Raw genomic sequence first — 16163 nt, forward strand, 5'->3', positions numbered from 1 at the left:
TCTCGCGCGGGTCTCTGACCCGAAGCGGAAGCCGTCCCCGCCGACGCTCTGGAAGTGCGGTTGATATTGAAAAAGCGAGATCGGCTATGACATACGCCTGCTGGAGCTTGCGACCGGCACCGAGGGCAGCTGGCTCTGTCGTCCCGTCGAGATCAGGAGAGCTTCGCGTTCAGGGGCGGGCATCGCCTTTATGCGGCGGACGACTGTGAACCGTATTGCTAGAAATCCAGCAACGAAGACTGCCAGTTTGCTGACGATCCCGAAGATCGGCATGATCATAGCCCAAGTCGGCAGGCTCCAGGCCATCGCCCCGAAGGCATTCACTGCTGCCGACACGAACATCAGGCCGGCCCAGACGAAGCCAACGACGACGGCGACGTCAGAGGCGACAGCACTTGCAATGGCCGGCAGATAGCGAATCATCCAACCCGGCTTGAGCATGGCCACGCCGACGATCAGATAGATCACGCTTGGCTTGAACAGCACGAAGCGGGGGTCGTCGGTCAGGAGCGTCGCGGTGCCTGCGGCGATGACCAGAGACAGGCTCAGCCACTCCATGATGTCGATCGTCTTTCGCCGGAGGAATTGAATTGCGATCTGGGTGATGCCGAGCGCAAAGCCTAGGCTGACGGAGAGGATCGTGTTGTGGGTCAGGAGAAACACAACGAGAAAGAAAAGGGTAGAAGCCAGATCGAGCAGCAACAGTTTGATCGCTTCGAGGAAGTCTCTCATCGCGCGTCGAGCTCCGCTTCTATTGGCCAATCGGCGTCCCCTTGCTATCAAGAGAGACGCTAAGAATGAATGCGGGTGCGAACAATCAGAGGAAGGATCAGTACCGCAGAAGCACGACGCAAACCAACAGGAATAATCTGGCCACCGCACCGCGGAGGCCAAGGTCAAGAGCGGTCAATCCCGTCGCAGGCTCCGATTCAATGCAACTCGACAGTACAGGGCTGGACGGGCCAGGCAGCCGGCGTCGGCGCCGGGCGACTGCCAATCTCACTCGTCAGCCACGATCTCGCTGCCGGCACGCTGGTGCATTTGGGCGATGTCGACGGGCCGGAGATCGCGCTCTGGACTCTGTATCCGTCGCTGCGGCTCTTGAGCGCGCGCGTCTCCGCCTTCCTGGACTTTCTGAAGGACGCCTTTCCGACGGGGACGCCTGATGAACTGGCGGTCTATGTCGACAGTTAACGCAGAACCATCCTCACGCTGTCGGGGTAGCCGAGCCACGTTAGCGAAGCCGAATAAGGCTTTTCATTCCTCATCCAAGCCGAATTCAAAGGTTTGAGCTGCTGCTCCCCTGCGCACAGCAGCAAATTGATCCAGCGATAGTGTCAACGCAACCGATGAAGAGTTGAAATTGGTCAGTTCGAGCTTCAAATTCTTGCCGGACTCCATTTCCGCTATCAGATGCGCATCCACCGGGGCCGCTGCGATGCAGATGTTGGTGAGGCACCAGGTGAACGGGATTTGGGTTGGCGGTCCCTGGTCCACCGTTAAATTGACTCCACGCTGCAGGTTAGCTCCTTGTGGCACGAACAATTGCAGGCGGGCTGGACCGTCGGCGCGCTGAATCAGATCGACACGCGCCACCACCTGATCAAGGTCGTCGGTTCCGGTAGATGTGGTCCGACAGATCGTTGTTCCATCGGACGAGTCAAAGCAAAGCTTTTGCCAGTCCGAGTATTGGATCTTTTCCGGGAGGTGCACTTGCGGAGGCTTGGCTTCAAACTTCACCTCAGCAGAAGCCTTTGTATCCGCTTGTGGTTGGCCGTTGCCATTTGCTGAATGCTTTTCGAGAAACTGGCTTACCAGTGGAGACCAGATCGGCACGGCGTCAGGTGAATCGATCATAAAATGGCCGTCGCTTCCGAACGGCGGGAACTGGCGATATTCCGCATTCCCTCCCGCTGCGATGAAGGCGTCATTCATCCGCTTCGTCAGCTCAGGCCCAAAATAGGTGTCGTTCTCCGCGTATATCCACAGCATCGGCACTCGCGCAGTCCGACCGAATTCGCCCGCAGCGGCGACGAGCTTATCGGGAGCGCAATTGTTGTTGGGCTTGCCGTCTACCCTCCCTCCGCGTCCAGCCGCGAAGGTGACGATGGCCTGAACCGACGATGGGTTCCGGCTCGCAAGGGCAATCGATCCCCATCCGCCGCCCGACTGCCCCACGACGACGACCTTGCCGGGCTCAATGATCTTCTTCTTACTCATATAGTCGATGACCCACTCATTCAGAGTGGCGATGGCGAGGCCGGGCCCCCGAAAATTCGGGTTATCGCAACTGCCGACATGCGCAAACACCGAGCCGTAAAGCCCCTGATCCTTGTCATCAACGCTGCTCGCGCCGTATCTTACTGGGGAAATGACGAAATAGCCCCGATTGGCGAACCACAGTGCGGCGGCCCGGTATTCGATCGTCGGGAACATTGTTCGTTCTTGGGCGCCCAGCGCGATTCCGTGGTTCATGATCACGAGGGGAAACGGGCCATCGCCAATTGGCCTTACCACGAAGGCAAGCACGGGCAGTGGAAAGGGTAGCGCCCAGATTTCCTCTTGGATTTTTTCTGATGCGCTAACGCCTTCCGCAGCGGTCGCGGAATGGAGCGGCGGGAGGCACGCCAGCCAGATCAGAGAAATCAGAAGGCGCTTCAGCATCTTCTTACTCCGCTCGCAGGGAAAGAAGGAACGATCCGCGCGCGCAGATCTACCGAAATACTTGTCCGCCGGTCGAAGGCTAGGTAGCCGAGACGCTAACCCTTTGACATAGATCAAACCTCGAGTGAGCGACGCCAACCATAGCGGACCAGTGCGATGTAGCCGCACTACGCCAAAGACCGCTGCAGCCCGCGCCCGCCGCTCAGGTCAAGCGGTACTCGCCTCGGAACACCGGCGGCGACCGCGCGCGGCATGGGAGACGTCGAAATGCGTCGAATCGGCAAGTTCATTGCGGTGAGCCTGCAGACGAGGGAGACGATGTGGTCGTCGCGCGCCTCAGGTCGGAGTGCTTGGAGATGTGCTGAGCATTTCTTGCTCCAGGCGTAGCCCTCGATCCGGATCGAACGGACCGGTCTGCAAACAGGCTGCGCTCTCGTCTGATCCAGATTCTTAGCGAAGGGCTCGGCGCCAATCCGAACGGCGCGGCCATCATGGCTGTGCTCCATCGAATTGGAGGGCCCGAGATCAATGTCTCCGCGGCCCGCGCGATCGGCTCTCTCTATCTCTATCTGCATCTGCGCCTCCCCATGGTGATCCGTCTTGCACCGTCAGTTGAGCAGTGAGCAAAAGTGACCTGGACCGATAATACGCCCAGCGCTTCGATCAGGAGCGCAGGCAAACGACCAGGCATGACAATGTTCATTGTGGGCATCGTGGAACGCTGCTAACGTAGTGTCCTCGCGTGACTGGCGACATCGGATGGAGCACCATCGGGAAGCGCGGGATAACTGCCGTTCGCCTGGGCAAATGGGGATTCCCCTGTTGAAGCGCTTCTTCTGGAGCTGCCCATGCTGACGTCGATCAAAATCACCGGACTTCAAACTTACGGCTATCACGGCCTGTTCGAGGAAGAGCGAACGCTCGGACAAAAATTCAGTTTTGATATTACAATCGCGCTGCGAGAGGTCCGGACCCACCTCAGTGATGATCTGGACTCATCCGTGAGATATGATGCCGTCGTCGATGAAGCAGTGAGAATTGCGGCGTCGGACAAGTTCCAGACACTGGAGGCTCTAGGTGAGACGATTGCCCTGGGTCTGCTGCGGCGCTTCACGATCATGGACAGCATTACGGTCGCCGTTGCGAAATCCAGTCCACCGATTGCCCATTCGATAGAACAGGTCGGCGTCCAGGTAAGCCTGCGGCGTGCCGACCTCGTGCTGGGTCAGGACGAGATCGCCGGAGTCTGAGCTTGCCCAGCATCTCGCGCCCACGTCAGGGACTGATCAAGGAGGAGATGCCCATGGCGATCCTCACACGCCCCGAACCAAATTGGGCAATTCGACCATTCCGGCTTGACGACGCGCCGGCTGCTCGGCGTCTGATCGAAGCGGTTTGGCATGAGCATTTTCATGATCACCCGGACTCTTTTGTGCGGGACTTCATCTATTCTCGCCTGTCGGACGTTGACAACGCAGAAGCCGTGTATGTCGATCGGGCTCTCTTTTTGTGTGCGGTGGCCGAAACCGCAATCGTCGGCACCGGTGCGATCAATCGTCTCGACGATCGAGAGTGCGAAATGGTTCGCATGTTTGTCGCGCCGATCTACCGAGGCCGCGGGATCGCGCGGGCTATTGCAGATGGACTCATCAGCTTTGCCCGCAGCGCCGGATATGATCGCATACGCTTGTCCAGCAACAGCGCGCTGACGGTCTCGCATCGCCTGTACGAAAGCATGGGCTTCCAACCTGCCGCCCCCTGGGACCCAGGCGGCGAGACCTACTCACGGTACTACGCCCTCCAATTATGAGCTGTCACGTGCCCAGGAAGGCATGCCTGGATGAGGCGGCATCGCACCTCGCACGTGGCGAATTGAAGGAGACCGACTGTCGTTATTGGCCCATCTCGAACTTTGCGGCCGGCTCCAGCGATCTCCGCTGTTGGCGGTTGGACCGGAAGTAAGCAATCATGGAAGACGGGCGCTTTCAACCCAGAGGCGTCCTCTCTGTCATTCTCAGCTCGGTTTCAAGAATGCTGGTTGCGCCGGTCGTTCAAGTACTTCTCTTATTTTTCTCGCCAATTCGGTGTTTCGATAGGGCTTCGGAAGTAGCTCAACGCCTGGATCAAGACGACCGTTGTGAACGATCACGTTCTCATCGTAGCCTGAGGTGTAGAGCACCTTGACGTGGGGTCTCAACTTCTTGATTTCGTCCGCAAGCTGCCGACCGTTCATCCCGCCGGGCATGATCACATCTGTGAAGAGGAGATCAAATTCCTCACCCCTCTCAACCAGGTGGAGAGCGCTGGCCGCATCACCCACCGACAAAGTAGCATACCCGAGGCTCTGCAACTGCATGAGCACGTAGTTGCGGACGAGGTCATCGTCCTCAACGACGAGGATCGTCTCGCTCCCGATCGGAAGTGCCGAGGGCCTTGCGTCGGCGCTCGCGAGCTCTTCTTGCTGATTGCTGCGGGGCAGATAGATCTTCATCGTCGTCCCGCGACCGATCTCGCTATCGACCTGGATGTGTCCGTGCGATTGCTTGACGAAGCCATAGACCATGCTGAGGCCGAGGCCGGTACCCCGGCCAATTTCTTTGGTCGTGAAGAACGGCTCGAAGATCCTCCGGCGAATGCTGGCGGGAATGCCAGTGCCGGTGTCTCTGATCACCAACATAGTATACGATCCAGGTTTCACCTCGGATTTGCTCGCGGCGTAAGCTTCGTCCAGCATCACGTTGCTGGTCTGGAAGACTAGCTTGCCGCCATCCGGCATAGCATCGCGCGCGTTGATCGCGAGGTTGAGCAACGCGGCCGAGAGCTGCGAGGGATCGACCATTGCGTGCCAGGTGTCTGGTTCCAGATGCAGCTCGATCTCGACCTGCTCACCAAGCGTCGGCCGCAATAGCTTCGCGGTCTCGATGATCAAAAAGTTGATGTTGACGTCGCGCGGTGCGAGCGGCTGGTTGCGAGAGAAAGCGAGCAGTTGCTGCGTAAGATTTGCGCCTCGCGTCGCCGCGTCGTCGATCATTTTCGCGATCGCGGCGAGCGCGGGGCGATCGGCCACGCCCAGTGCGAGGACTTCTATGCTGCCGAGGATTACCGTGAGAATGTTGTTAAAATCGTGGGCCATGCCGCCAGTGAGGCGGCCCATTGCGTCCATCTTTTGCGCCTGGCGAAGCTGTTCCTCAGCCGCTTTCCTCTCGGTGACGTCCTCGTGAGTAGAAACCCAGCCGCCATCCAACGTCTTGAAACGCTGTATTGAGATGAGTCGGCCCTTTACATCTGCGAGGGTGTAGCGCCGCTGGCCGACGGGGAGATTACGGAGCTCGTCCACCGTAATATCTCTCGCAATGCCTCTTCTTTCGAGATTCTCGATAAGAGAAACGACGGGAGTCCCGACCTTGAGGAGTTCCTTTGGATAGTCATAGATCTCGCGGAACCGCTCATTGAATATGACGACTCGTTGCTCGCAGTCGAATACGCAGAGCCCTTGTGGCATACTATCGATAGCGGCCCGGAATTGATCATTCGTGATCTGAACTTCGTCCGCTTTGGACAACAGCATCTCGTTCACGCTCCGGATCAATTGATCTGCTCTATGATTGACGTCATGCAAGGCTGTTGTTCGTGGCCAAGCACCTCGGCTCAGCCGGAAAGGCAAATCGAGGGACGCTCGATGCCGTTCCCAAGATTTCAGCCTCGTCGGAACGGCACATAAAAGCTCCGCGGCAGATAGGTTATCTTGATTGAGATCAATCATCGGCGATCGGTACGCCACCCGAATCTGGTGTCAGCGGTAAAGGCTGATACCGACCGTCGTTCCCACGAATGTCCCTATGAACAAGCTGATGAAAATGCATCCCGCAAGGCAGCCAGATCGGCCTCGCCGGTTCGATATCGCGCCGAGCTGGAAAAACCGCTGCCAGATCGCCTGCGCCCAAACACGCAGTTTGCCAGCGTTTTCAAAGCGGCTCGGCCTGTCCAGTCGTGTCGTGAAAAATATTCCAATTTCTTTTTTTCAGAAATCGTGCTTATCTCTCTCCATCCCGCCTCGAGCAGAGGGACGTTTCGGCCAATCGTCACGACACGTGAGGCGGGGATGCGGTGGCCGCGAGATGTCGGAGCATGTCCTTTGGAGGTGCTGACGAACGATACTCTTGCGGACGTGAAGTCGTGTGGTCCTGGCATCCCGGTGCTGGTGTCAAGCTTGCGACGATGCTTCTCGACATCGCTTTGCGATGCGAGGGCATTGCGCAAGTGACGGGGGCAAGAGAGCCGGTCCCCGGGGAGATCACGTATAAGCGTTAAAACCATCGCGCAGGGAATGCCGGATGATCGGCTGCACCTGTGGTAACTGCCGCCTGCTTTCTTTGATGCAGGCGGGCCATGGGTGAGGCCTTCACCCGGCATTCCCTGCGCCCTCTGCCTTCGAGGGTGAAGCTGATGGAGAGCTCGGGTGCAAATCGCTCCGCGAGATCGAGGATGCATGTCTCCGTCATTGCGAGGCGCGCTTGCGCCGAAGCAACGCAGAGTCGGTCGAGCAGTTGTGGATTGTTTTGAAGCCATCGCGCCTCGCACTGACGCATCGGAATGCCTCAAGACGCGATGGAGGAGACCAGACTACTGCGCCCGCTTCGATGCCAGCGCGTCTGCGACAGCCGTGCGGATGTCGGCGACCGAGAACGGCTTGGTGATCACGTCATGCGCGATCGCGCTCAGATTGGAGGCACGTTCGCGCTGATGGGCAAAGCCGGTCATCAGCAGAATGGTCAAATGCGGGAAATCGCGTGCCGCCGACAGCGCCAGCGCAATGCCGTCCATCACCGGCATCTGGATGTCGGTCAGCAACAGGTCGAAAGCGCCGTTCTCCCGCGTGAGAATATCCAGCGCTTCGGCGCCGTCCTGCGCCGTGACGGTGTCGTGGCCGTCCATCGCAATCGCTCGTGCGACCAAGGTCCGCATGGATTCTTCGTCGTCGGCGATGAGCACGCGCGACATCGTCTCGCCTTTCTCTCTCGTGGCCTCGCGAGAAGCCCGCGAGATCCAACCTTACGCATTGCCAGCGGTAACGTCGCGCCGGTTGAAGAATCGTATATCGATATTGCGTCCTTCGGGAGGGGGCGAAGCGAGACGCGACTTGAAGGCGGCGCGCTCGCCCGGCTTGAGCGTGGTCTGATCGAGCACGGCATTCCAGGCGTAGATTTCGGCGCCCTGCGCGTCGCGCACGCTGAAGCGCAGGCGCGGCAGGTCGACCGCCTTGCGGCCGGTGGCGACGACGGCGCCTTCGATCACCAGCACCGGCTTGCCGTCTACCGTTTCCATCGCGACTTTCAAGTCCCTGAAGGTGGCGCCGCGCAGGTTCACGTCGAGTCCCACCAGTCTGTAGAAGCCGGCGGTTTGCGGCATCAGCCGCACCACGTCGGCGCGCCAGACCACGAGGGCGAGGACGAGGGCGGCCATGGCAGCCGTGAGCGCCGGCAGGTTGAATACGGACTTACCGGCACTGCCTGCGAAATCGGGTCGCTTCAACAGCCTGCGAAACCAGGGCGGACGGCTGCCCCCGTTCTCGGTTTCGTCAAATTCTGCCGTCGACCATTCGGCTTGGTTGTCCGTGCTCTCCTCCGGCCAGCCTGCGGCGATCGAGGGGCTATCGACCACCGGAGGGTGGTCGTCGGCCTCATCGTGCGCAAGTGCCTCCCAATTGGCTTCTTCCGGCAGGGCATCGGAATGCCCGGCTTCCGCCATGGCCGGCATCGGTGCGGGCGCCTCGACCGCGTCTTCGGGGTGCGCCAGCCAGACCTCCTTGCAGCGGGAGCAGCGGACAGTGCGGCCGTCCGCACCCAATGTTGCCAGATCGATGGCGTAAGATGTTGTACAATGAGGGCAAACGATGAACATCCAGCCTGTCTCCACCAGCGGCCTTGACCGCGTCGTATCCGGACAGTTCGTGACCAGTGAAGCGGATTTAACCTTCGCGTACGCCTTCCGAGAATCGCAGGCGGCGAGACGTCAAATCCAAAGCTTCACTGGCATCAATGTGTTATCTAATGTTCCCACGGCGTTCACATTCGCAAAATGTGCATCCCGAGGGGGGATGCGAAAGAGATGCGAATGCCGCCGTCGGACACTAGAAGGACCGCATGACGAACTTTGGAACCTCAGCACGCGGATGGTACATGGTGACCGTTAACGAACCGGAAACCATAACGAGAGCCACATTGGCTGATGCAGCCAAACGCCTGCTTGCGCCCAAGCCGCGCGAGCAAGCTTTCGGACGGAGCTGACGCTTGGTTCGGTTCGAAAATGTCGGATTGCGCTACGGGCTCGGGCCGGAGATTCTCCGCGACCTGAGCTTCAATGTTCCCGCGCACTCCTTCCAGTTCCTGACCGGGCCCTCCGGCGCCGGCAAGACGTCGCTCTTGAAGCTGCTGTTCCTGTCCTTGCGGCCGACCCGCGGATTGGTCAACCTGTTCGGCTATGACATCTCGCTGCTCGGCAAGGACGAGATTGCCGATTTGCGCAAGCGGATCGGCATCGTGCTGCAGGACTTCCGCCTGCTCGACCACATGACCACCTATGAGAACGTCGCCCTGCCGTTTCGGGTGATGGGCCGCGAGGAGTCCAGTTATCGCAAGGAGGTCATCGATCTCCTCAAATGGGTGGGTCTGGGCGAGCGCATGGACGCACTTCCGCCAATCCTGTCTGGTGGAGAGAAGCAGCGGGCGGCGATCGCACGCGCGGTGATCTCGCGGCCGCAGCTGCTTCTCGCGGACGAGCCGACCGGCAACGTCGATCCGACCTTGGGCCGCCGCCTGTTGCGCCTGTTCATCGAGCTCAACCGCTCCGGGACCGCGGTCATTATCGCAACCCACGACATCACGCTGATGGACCAGTATGAGGCCCGCCGGCTGGTGCTACATCAGGGACGGCTGCACATCTATGAGTAGCGTGGACGATCGCGGCCTTTTGGTCGACCTTGGCGACGAGCGCCCGCAGCTGCCGGCGCAGGCGCGCATCGTATCCCCAATCGTGCCGCGGGCGTCGATCGCCGGCCGCGCGCTGGTCGCGGTGGTCGCGATCATGACCTTTCTTGCCTCGATCACGACCGGCACCGTGATGCTGGTCAGCGAATCAGCGGCGGAGTGGCAGTCGGAGGTCGCAAGCGAGATCACGGTGCAAGTGCGCCCCAGGACCGGGCGCGATCTCGATCGCGACACCGCGGCGGTGGTGGACGCGATGCGGGCCCAGCCCGGGATCGTCGAGACCAAGCCCTTCACCAAGGAGGAATCCGGCAAGCTGCTCGAGCCTTGGCTCGGCAGTGGCCTCTCCTTCGACGACCTGCCGGTGCCACGCGTGATCGTTGCGCGCGTTCAGCCCGGCAGCACGTTCGATCTCGCCGGCCTGCGCGAGCGCGTCACCATGATCGCGCCGAATGCCAGCGTCGATGATCACCGGGCTTGGATTGACCGGATGCGTTCCATGACCGGAGCCACCTTGCTGGCGGGTATCGGGATTCTCGTGCTGGTCATCGCCGCCACCATCCTCTCAGTCTCGTTCGCGACCCGCGGTGCGATGGCGGCGAATCGGCCGATTGTGGAGGTCTTGCACTTCGTCGGTGCCGGCGACCGCTACATTGCCAATCATTTCCTGCGCCATTTCCTGCAGCTCGGCCTCGAGGGCGGCGTGATCGGCGCCGGCATCGCGATGCTTGGCTTCGGCTTCTCCGAGTCGATCGCCAACTGGTTCTCGGGCACGCCGGTGGGAGACCAGTTCGCGGCGCTGCTCGGGACCTTCTCGCTGCGGCCGCTCGGCTATGTCGTGATCGCGGTGCAGGCGGTCGTGATCGCGGCCGTCACCGGCTGGGCTGCGCGCCGGACCCTGTTCGCGACGCTGGAGAGCATCGACTGAAGGGACCGGCCCGCTGCCACGCCGGATTTCACTTTAGCCAAAAAAAGCCTAAAATCGTCTGCGCCGGAGGTGCGTCTGCGCATGCCGCATCATGATCCAAGGAGAGGGCCGCCGGACGTCGCATGGGTTCGCAGACCGACGATACGCCGCCGAGCCCCTCCTTTTTTCGGGTGGTTGGGCGCGGTGTGGCGGGAATGGTGGCCGCGCTGGCGCTGGGCTTTCTGGTGGCGGCGATCGGCTTTATCGGCTTCTTGTCGCAATTGCGTGGCGCCGAGATCAAGCCGGAGCGCCAGGCCGACGGCATCGTCGTTCTCACCGGCGGCTCGTCGCGCGTATCGGACGCGGTCGAACTGTTGGCCGGCGGCTATGGCAGGCGGCTGTTGATCTCGGGCGTGCATCCGACCAACGACGCCAATGACATTTCGCGCTCGCTGCCCGAGGCGCGGTCGTTCATCGCCTGTTGCGTCGATCTGGATTATTCGGCGATCAATACCCGCAGCAATGCCGCCCAGACCCGGCGCTGGGCGCATGAGCGCGGCTTCAAGTCGGTGATCGTGGTGACCTCGAACTACCACATGCCGCGCGCGATCGTGGAGCTCTCGCACGCGATGCCCGATATCGATCTCATTCCCTACGCCGTGGTCGGCGAGCGCTGGCGGGACGAGCCGTGGTGGACCAGCGGTCCTACGTTACGGCTGCTGTTGTCCGAATATGCGAAATATGTCGCCGCCGAGGTCAGGGTGCGTCTCGCCGATCTTGGCCTCGATCTCGCGCCGGAGGGCGAACCGCCGAGCGGAGCGCTGGCGCATCGTCCGGCCACGGCGCAGGCCAATTGAACAGGATGTGCGATGGTTTCGATCTTTCTGCGTTCGCTGGTGTTCAACATCCTGTTCTATCCGGTGTTCATCTTCTGGGCGCTGGTGGCGCTGCCGACCCTTGCGATGCCCCGGAATGCCTTGATGCGCGTCGCCAATTGGTGGGGGCAGACCAACATCCTGTTGATGCGCGTGATCTGCAACATCAGGGTCGAATATCGCGGCGTCGAGAAGATCCCGAAGGGTCCTTTGATCGTCGCCGCCAAGCATCAATCGATGTGGGAGACCATCTCGCTGTTGCACTTCTTCGACGAGCCATTCTTCGTGCTGAAGCGCGAGCTCAGGCGCATTCCGATCTTCGGGCTGTTTCTGATGAAGGCCGACATGGTTGCGATCGACCGCAGCGCCGGCAGGCGCGCCTTGATGCAGGTCGTGCGCCGCGCATCCGAGGAGGTGAAACGCGGACGCCAGTTCGTGATCTTTCCGGAGGGCACGCGCCGGCCGCCCGGCGCGCCGCCGCATTACAAGGCCGGCGTTGGCCTGATCTATGTCGATTGCGGCGTGCCGTGCCTGCCGGTCGCGCTCAATTCCGGCCTGTTCTGGCCGCGCAACTCTTTCATGCGTTATCCCGGCACGCTGGTCGTCGAATTCCTCGATCCGCTGCCGCCCGGGCTGCCGCGCGACGAGTTTCTCTCCCGTGTCGAAACCGCGATCGAGGATGCGACCAATCGTCTCGTCGCCGCGGGCGAGGCGGAGCAGGCGCAGCTGTTCGGCCGTGTGCCGCAGGCGGCCAAGGCGTGAGGTGTTATGCTCCGTCTTGCGGTGGATGCCGCGCATGGCCGTCGTCGTGCAGCATCAGCGCCAGCCGATGCAGCTGCGCGTCGCGAAAGCCTTGTGCTTCGATCGCCTTCACGGTCGAGAGCACATACTCGCGATTGGGGCCGGATTGGCCGTGGCCCTGCCGCACATGGCGCAGCTGCTCGACTGGCGACAGCCGGCCGGCATATTGCACGTGACCACGATCGACCACATAGGTCAGGGCGCTCACCCGCTGGCGGGCCTCGTTCTCGAGCCACACCGAGCGCTTCACCTCGCGATAGACCGACGTGACCTGCTCGCGTGCGCGCAGATAGGCGATCACCGCTTCGCGGTTCTGTTCCTTGACTCGGAACGCGATGCCCCGGCACGCGCCACCGCGGTCAAGCCCGAGCACCAGCCCCGGTTTCTCCGGTGTGCCGCGATGAACGAAGGAATACACACACAGTGCGCGATGCTCACCGATCAACCGCGCCGGAACCTGCTCGACGAAATCGAACCCGGGCCGCCACATCAACGAGCCATAGCCGAACACCCAGAGATCGCCACGAGGGAATTCGCTCTCAGACAGGTTCATTGTCGACATAAGATTAGGAGCCCCATGCTGGCCGATGCGCATTCGTTAACTTAAATACACAATCCGTGATCGCCGAATTGCCAAAATTGCTCCGCAAAGGGTCCCCGCATGTCCGATATGAGGTCAGCGCCGCGCAGGCGCCCGCTGTGGGGGCTTTTCATCGCTCCCGTTCTGCTCCTGATCGCCGCCGTGGCGTGGAGCGCATTCTGGTTTTTTGCCGCTTCGCAGGTCGATGTCCAGGCCGATGCTTGGCGTGCGCGCGAGGCGAAGTCCGGACGCGTCTATGATTGCGCGCGGCATTCGGTCGCCGGCTTCCCGTTCCGGCTCGAGGTCCGCTGCGAGGACCCCAGCGTCTCGCTGTTCGGGCAGGCGGCCCGCACCCCGCTGATGACAGCCAAGCTCGGCGAGATCCTGGTCGTCGCGCAGGTCTATGACCCGAAACGTCTGATCGCCGAATTCACGGGACCCGCGGCAATTTCGAACGGCAGCGATCCTGCGTCCTTCGCGGTGAACTGGCGGCTCGGCGAGGCCAGTGTCTACGGCTTGCCTGTCGCGCCGGAGCGTGGAGCACTGGTGTTCGACAATCCCACCATTGATCGGATCGATGGAGCCAACCAGGTGCCGCTTGCGCGCGCTGATCATGTCGAATTGCACGGCCGCCTTGCCGAGGGATCGCCGACGGATCATCCGGTGATCGAGACCGCGCTGCAGATCGCGAGCGGAAGCATTCAGGGCAGCCATCCGCTGCTCGCCGAACCGTTCAATGCCGACATTCAGACGCGGCTCTCTGGGCTGAAGGATTTCCGGCCAAAACCGTGGCCGGAGCGGTTTCGGGAGATCCAGGCTGCCGGCGGGCATGTCGAGATCGTGCAGTCGCGGATTCAGCAGGGCGAACTGCTTGCCGTCGCCTCGGGCACGCTCAGCCTCACACCCAATGGCAATATTGATGGTGAGCTGCAGATGACCGTTGCGGGGATGGAGAAGGTGATCCCGGCGCTGGGTATCGACAAGATGCTCGACAGCGGCGTGCCGCAGTCGACGCTCGATCGCGTCGCTCCCGGCGTGAAGTCGCAGGATCTCAACAATCTGTTCGGCGCGCTGGACCGCGCGATTCCAGGGCTCGGCAAAGTCATCAAGCAAAACGCCAATGCCGGCGTCACTGCCGGCATCAATGCGCTGGGCAAGGAAGCCGTGCTCGAAGGGCGCAAGGCGCGTACATTCCCGTTGCGCATCTCCGACGGCGCGGTCGTGCTTGGCCCGTTCAAGGTCGCGCAGATCCCGCCACTGTTTTAGCAGGAGCTGCACGGGTCTCAGCCCTTACGGCTGCTTGATCTGCGGATGCGGTCGGCCGAAATCGGGCGCGGCGGAATCTTGACCGATCTCGACGATGCCGCGGCGGATCGCGCGGGTTCGGGCGAAATGATCGAACAGCGCCTGGCCGTCGCCGCGACGGATCGCGCGGGTCAGCTTGGCGAGATCCTCATTGAAGGTGCCGAGCATCTCCAACACGGCATCCTTGTTGTTCAAGAACACGTCGCGCCACATCGTCGGATCAGAGGCCGCGATGCGGGTGAAGTCGCGGAAGCCGCCGGCGGAAAACTTGATCACCTCGGATTCCGTGACCTGCGCGAGTTCGTCGGCCGTGCCGACGATCGTGTAGGCGATCAGATGCGGAAGATGGCTGGTGATCGCGAGCACGAGATCATGATGATCGGGCGTCATGATCTCGACCTTGGCGCCGAGCGCAGCCCAGAATGCGCGAAGCCGGTCGACTGCACCCGCGTCGACCCCTTCCGGCGGGGTCAGGATGCACCAGCGGTTGATGAAGAGCTCCGCAAAGCCCGAATCAGGCCCGGAATTCTCGGTGCCTGCCACGGGATGCGCCGGAACGAAATGAATCTCTTTCGGCAGATGCGGCGCCATGTCGCGGACGATGGCGCCCTTGACCGAGCCGACATCGGAGACGATCGCGCCCGGCTTGAGGTGGCCGGCGATCTCCTGCGCGACAGGCCCGCAGGCGCCGACGGGAATGCAGAGGATGACGAGGTCGGCACCATCTGCGGCTTCCGCATTGCTCGCGACCACCCGATCGACAATGCCGAGTTCGGCGATGCGCGCGCGCGTCGTCTCCGAGCGTGCCGTCGTGATGATCTCGCCGGCCAGACCGTGCGCACGTGCGGCGCGGGCGATCGAGCCGCCGATCAGGCCAAAGCCGATCAGGGCGAGGCGCTCGAATTTCGGCGATGCGTTCACTTCGGCCCCATGAATTCGCGCAAGGCGTCCACCACGAGGCGATTGGCTTCCTCGGTGCCGATCGTCATGCGCAGCGCATGCGTAAGTTTGTAGTTGCCGAGCGCGCGCAGCACCAGGCCTCGCCGGGTCAGGAACTCGTCGGCCTCGGCGGCGGTCTTGCCCTTTTCGGTCGGGAAGTGGATCAGGATGAAGTTCGCTACGCTCGGCGTGACCTTCAGGCCGAGCTTGCCGATCTCCTCAGTCAGCCAATTGCGCCATGTCTCGGTATGCGTCTTCGACATCCGCACATGCGCGGTGTCCTCGATTGCAGCCACGGCTGCGAGCATCGCCGGCGTGGAGACGTTGAACGGGCCGCGAATCCGGTTCACCGCATCGATGATGTGAGCCGGGCCGAACATCCAGCCGACGCGCAGCGCTGCAAGGCCATGGATCTTGGAGAACGTGTGCGTGACCACGGTATTCTCTGTGGTGGCGACGAGCTCGATGCCGAGCTCATAATCGTTCCGCGACACGTAGTCGGAATAGGCCGCGTCCAGCACCAGCACGACATGCGACGGCAGGCCGGCGCGCAGGCGCTTCACCTCGTCGAACGGAATAAAGGTGCCGGTCGGATTGTTCGGATTGGCCAGCCACACCAGCTTGGTGCGCGGTGTAACCGCATTCAAGATCGCGTCGACATCGCAGGTGAACTCGCGCTCGGCTGCGACCACGTTCTTAGCGCCGCAGGCCATGGTCGCGATCGGATAAACCAGAAAGCCGTGGGTGGTCGAAATCGCCTCGTCGCCGTGGCTGAGATAAGTGTGCGCGAGCAGGTTGAGGATCTCATCGGAGCCGGCGCCGCAAACGATGCGGTCGGGATCGAGGCCGAAGGCGCGGCCGATCGCTTCGCGCAGCACCCGGGAGGTGCCTTCGGGATAGTCCTCCAGATGACCAGCCGCACTCTTATACGCCTCGATCGCCTTCGGCGACGGCCCAAACGGGGTCTCATTGGCCGAAAGCTTGAACACCTTGCGGCCCGGCTCCGGCTTCGGGCTCTTGCCGGGCGTGTAGGGCGCAATATCGAGGATGCCGGGATTCGGCACGGGGCGGGACATCTCAAGACTCCGGAAGGTAACAGGGCGGCCAGA

17 protein-coding genes, 1 pseudogene and 1 riboswitch are annotated in these 16163 nt (G+C 61.6%); of the genes and pseudogenes, 10 read left to right on the forward strand and 8 right to left on the reverse strand.

Annotated elements, in window-relative coordinates:
- Positions 1-84 precede the first annotated feature (84 nt).
- Positions 85-732: a septation protein IspZ gene (locus ACQR1W_RS07810; protein WP_434850230.1), complete on the reverse strand. Its 648-nt coding sequence runs from the start codon at positions 730-732 to the stop codon at positions 85-87.
- Between the two features lie 162 nt (positions 733-894).
- Here ACQR1W_RS07810 and ACQR1W_RS07815 point away from each other — a divergent pair.
- Positions 895-1194 (forward strand): annotated as a pseudogene (locus ACQR1W_RS07815) (LysR substrate-binding domain-containing protein); the annotation flags it as partial.
- Positions 1195-1257: 63 nt separating this feature from the next.
- On the opposite strand, the gene ACQR1W_RS07820 reads toward ACQR1W_RS07815, so the two are convergent.
- Positions 1258-2664 carry an invasion associated locus B family protein gene (locus tag ACQR1W_RS07820; RefSeq protein ID WP_434850231.1) on the reverse strand — a complete coding sequence of 469 codons (1407 nt, stop codon included), beginning with the start codon at positions 2662-2664 and terminating at the stop codon, positions 1258-1260.
- A 491-nt stretch (positions 2665-3155) separates the two neighbouring features.
- Here ACQR1W_RS07820 and ACQR1W_RS07825 point away from each other — a divergent pair, with 491 nt between their 5' ends.
- From ACQR1W_RS07825 to ACQR1W_RS07835, 3 genes are all read left to right on the forward strand, one after another.
- The gene (locus tag ACQR1W_RS07825) at positions 3156-3287 is read left to right on the forward strand and encodes a hypothetical protein (protein WP_434850232.1); all 132 of its coding nucleotides are present in this window, start codon (positions 3156-3158) and stop codon (positions 3285-3287) included.
- A gap of 109 nt (positions 3288-3396) precedes the next feature.
- Positions 3397-3476: riboswitch (ZMP/ZTP riboswitch) on the forward strand.
- A 36-nt stretch (positions 3477-3512) separates the two neighbouring features.
- Positions 3513-3914, forward strand: coding sequence for a dihydroneopterin aldolase (folB, locus tag ACQR1W_RS07830; RefSeq protein WP_434850233.1), 402 nt, complete (start codon positions 3513-3515; stop codon positions 3912-3914).
- A 53-nt stretch (positions 3915-3967) separates the two neighbouring features.
- The gene (locus tag ACQR1W_RS07835; RefSeq protein ID WP_434850234.1) at positions 3968-4474 is read left to right on the forward strand and encodes a GNAT family N-acetyltransferase; all 507 of its coding nucleotides are present in this window, start codon (positions 3968-3970) and stop codon (positions 4472-4474) included.
- A gap of 204 nt (positions 4475-4678) precedes the next feature.
- On the opposite strand, the gene ACQR1W_RS07840 is transcribed toward ACQR1W_RS07835, so the two are convergent.
- On the reverse strand, positions 4679-6427 hold the full coding sequence (locus ACQR1W_RS07840; RefSeq protein WP_434850235.1) for a PAS-domain containing protein: 1749 nt from the start codon (positions 6425-6427) through the stop codon (positions 4679-4681).
- Between ACQR1W_RS07840 and ACQR1W_RS07845 the strand changes: the two genes are divergently transcribed.
- Positions 6410-6928 (forward strand): hypothetical protein, encoded by a 519-nt coding sequence (locus ACQR1W_RS07845; RefSeq protein WP_434850236.1) that lies wholly within the window; start codon positions 6410-6412, stop codon positions 6926-6928. The genes ACQR1W_RS07840 and ACQR1W_RS07845 overlap by 18 nt on opposite strands.
- A gap of 359 nt (positions 6929-7287) precedes the next feature.
- Here ACQR1W_RS07845 and ACQR1W_RS07850 read toward each other — a convergent pair whose 3' ends face one another.
- Entirely contained in the window at positions 7288-7665 is a 378-nt protein-coding gene (locus ACQR1W_RS07850; RefSeq protein WP_008974120.1) for a response regulator, read from the reverse strand.
- A 51-nt stretch (positions 7666-7716) separates the two neighbouring features.
- Positions 7717-8565, reverse strand: coding sequence for an MJ0042-type zinc finger domain-containing protein (locus tag ACQR1W_RS07855; protein WP_434850237.1), 849 nt, complete (start codon positions 8563-8565; stop codon positions 7717-7719).
- 389 nt (positions 8566-8954) lie between these two features.
- Between ACQR1W_RS07855 and ftsE the strand changes: the two genes are divergently transcribed.
- The 4 genes from ftsE (at position 8955) to ACQR1W_RS07875 (ending at position 12191) form a co-directional block, all read left to right on the forward strand.
- Entirely contained in the window at positions 8955-9614 is a 660-nt protein-coding gene (gene ftsE, locus ACQR1W_RS07860; protein WP_008974123.1) for a cell division ATP-binding protein FtsE, read from the forward strand.
- Positions 9607-10575: a cell division protein FtsX gene (locus tag ACQR1W_RS07865; protein ID WP_434850238.1), complete on the forward strand. Its 969-nt coding sequence runs from the start codon at positions 9607-9609 to the stop codon at positions 10573-10575. Before ftsE ends, ACQR1W_RS07865 begins: the two co-directional genes overlap by 8 nt.
- Positions 10576-10697: 122 nt before the next feature.
- On the forward strand, positions 10698-11411 hold the full coding sequence (locus ACQR1W_RS07870) for a YdcF family protein (RefSeq protein ID WP_434850239.1): 714 nt from the start codon (positions 10698-10700) through the stop codon (positions 11409-11411).
- Between the two features lie 12 nt (positions 11412-11423).
- Positions 11424-12191: a lysophospholipid acyltransferase family protein gene (locus ACQR1W_RS07875; protein WP_434850240.1), complete on the forward strand. Its 768-nt coding sequence runs from the start codon at positions 11424-11426 to the stop codon at positions 12189-12191.
- 4 nt (positions 12192-12195) lie between these two features.
- Here the strand turns inward: ACQR1W_RS07875 and ACQR1W_RS07880 are convergent, their stop codons facing one another.
- Complete coding sequence (locus tag ACQR1W_RS07880) at positions 12196-12792, reverse strand: gamma-glutamylcyclotransferase (RefSeq protein WP_434850241.1); 597 nt, start codon at positions 12790-12792, stop codon at positions 12196-12198.
- A gap of 99 nt (positions 12793-12891) precedes the next feature.
- Between ACQR1W_RS07880 and ACQR1W_RS07885 the strand changes: the two genes are divergently transcribed.
- Positions 12892-14076, forward strand: coding sequence for a DUF2125 domain-containing protein (locus tag ACQR1W_RS07885; RefSeq protein WP_434850242.1), 1185 nt, complete (start codon positions 12892-12894; stop codon positions 14074-14076).
- A gap of 24 nt (positions 14077-14100) precedes the next feature.
- Here the strand turns inward: ACQR1W_RS07885 and ACQR1W_RS07890 are convergent, their stop codons facing one another.
- Both ACQR1W_RS07890 and hisC read right to left on the reverse strand, forming a co-directional pair.
- Positions 14101-15036 carry a prephenate/arogenate dehydrogenase family protein gene (locus ACQR1W_RS07890; protein ID WP_434850243.1) on the reverse strand — a complete coding sequence of 312 codons (936 nt, stop codon included), beginning with the start codon at positions 15034-15036 and terminating at the stop codon, positions 14101-14103.
- Positions 15033-16130, reverse strand: a complete 1098-nt coding sequence (gene hisC, locus ACQR1W_RS07895; RefSeq protein WP_434850244.1) for a histidinol-phosphate transaminase — start codon at positions 16128-16130, stop codon at positions 15033-15035. Before hisC ends, ACQR1W_RS07890 begins: the two co-directional genes overlap by 4 nt.
- Positions 16131-16163 lie beyond the last annotated feature (33 nt).

It is taken from the genome of Bradyrhizobium sp. HKCCYLS1011 (assembly GCF_051167795.1).
In the GTDB taxonomy this organism is placed as follows: Bacteria; Pseudomonadota; Alphaproteobacteria; order Rhizobiales; family Xanthobacteraceae; genus Bradyrhizobium.

Coding starts and splice junctions, on each gene's coding strand:
- ACQR1W_RS07810 (WP_434850230.1), bottom strand. CDS start 732: ATGAGAGACTTCCTCGAAGCGATCAAACTGTTGCTGCTCGATCTGGCT.
- ACQR1W_RS07820 (WP_434850231.1), bottom strand. CDS start 2,664: ATGCTGAAGCGCCTTCTGATTTCTCTGATCTGGCTGGCGTGCCTCCCG.
- ACQR1W_RS07825 (WP_434850232.1), top strand. CDS start 3,156: ATGGCTGTGCTCCATCGAATTGGAGGGCCCGAGATCAATGTCTCCGCG.
- folB (WP_434850233.1), top strand. CDS start 3,513: ATGCTGACGTCGATCAAAATCACCGGACTTCAAACTTACGGCTATCAC.
- ACQR1W_RS07835 (WP_434850234.1), top strand. CDS start 3,968: ATGGCGATCCTCACACGCCCCGAACCAAATTGGGCAATTCGACCATTC.
- ACQR1W_RS07840 (WP_434850235.1), bottom strand. CDS start 6,427: ATGATTGATCTCAATCAAGATAACCTATCTGCCGCGGAGCTTTTATGT.
- ACQR1W_RS07850 (WP_008974120.1), bottom strand. CDS start 7,665: ATGTCGCGCGTGCTCATCGCCGACGACGAAGAATCCATGCGGACCTTG.
- ACQR1W_RS07855 (WP_434850237.1), bottom strand. CDS start 8,565: ATGTTCATCGTTTGCCCTCATTGTACAACATCTTACGCCATCGATCTG.
- ACQR1W_RS07865 (WP_434850238.1), top strand. CDS start 9,607: ATGAGTAGCGTGGACGATCGCGGCCTTTTGGTCGACCTTGGCGACGAG.
- ACQR1W_RS07870 (WP_434850239.1), top strand. CDS start 10,698: ATGGGTTCGCAGACCGACGATACGCCGCCGAGCCCCTCCTTTTTTCGG.
- ACQR1W_RS07875 (WP_434850240.1), top strand. CDS start 11,424: ATGGTTTCGATCTTTCTGCGTTCGCTGGTGTTCAACATCCTGTTCTAT.
- ACQR1W_RS07880 (WP_434850241.1), bottom strand. CDS start 12,792: ATGTCGACAATGAACCTGTCTGAGAGCGAATTCCCTCGTGGCGATCTC.
- ACQR1W_RS07885 (WP_434850242.1), top strand. CDS start 12,892: ATGTCCGATATGAGGTCAGCGCCGCGCAGGCGCCCGCTGTGGGGGCTT.
- hisC (WP_434850244.1), bottom strand. CDS start 16,130: ATGTCCCGCCCCGTGCCGAATCCCGGCATCCTCGATATTGCGCCCTAC.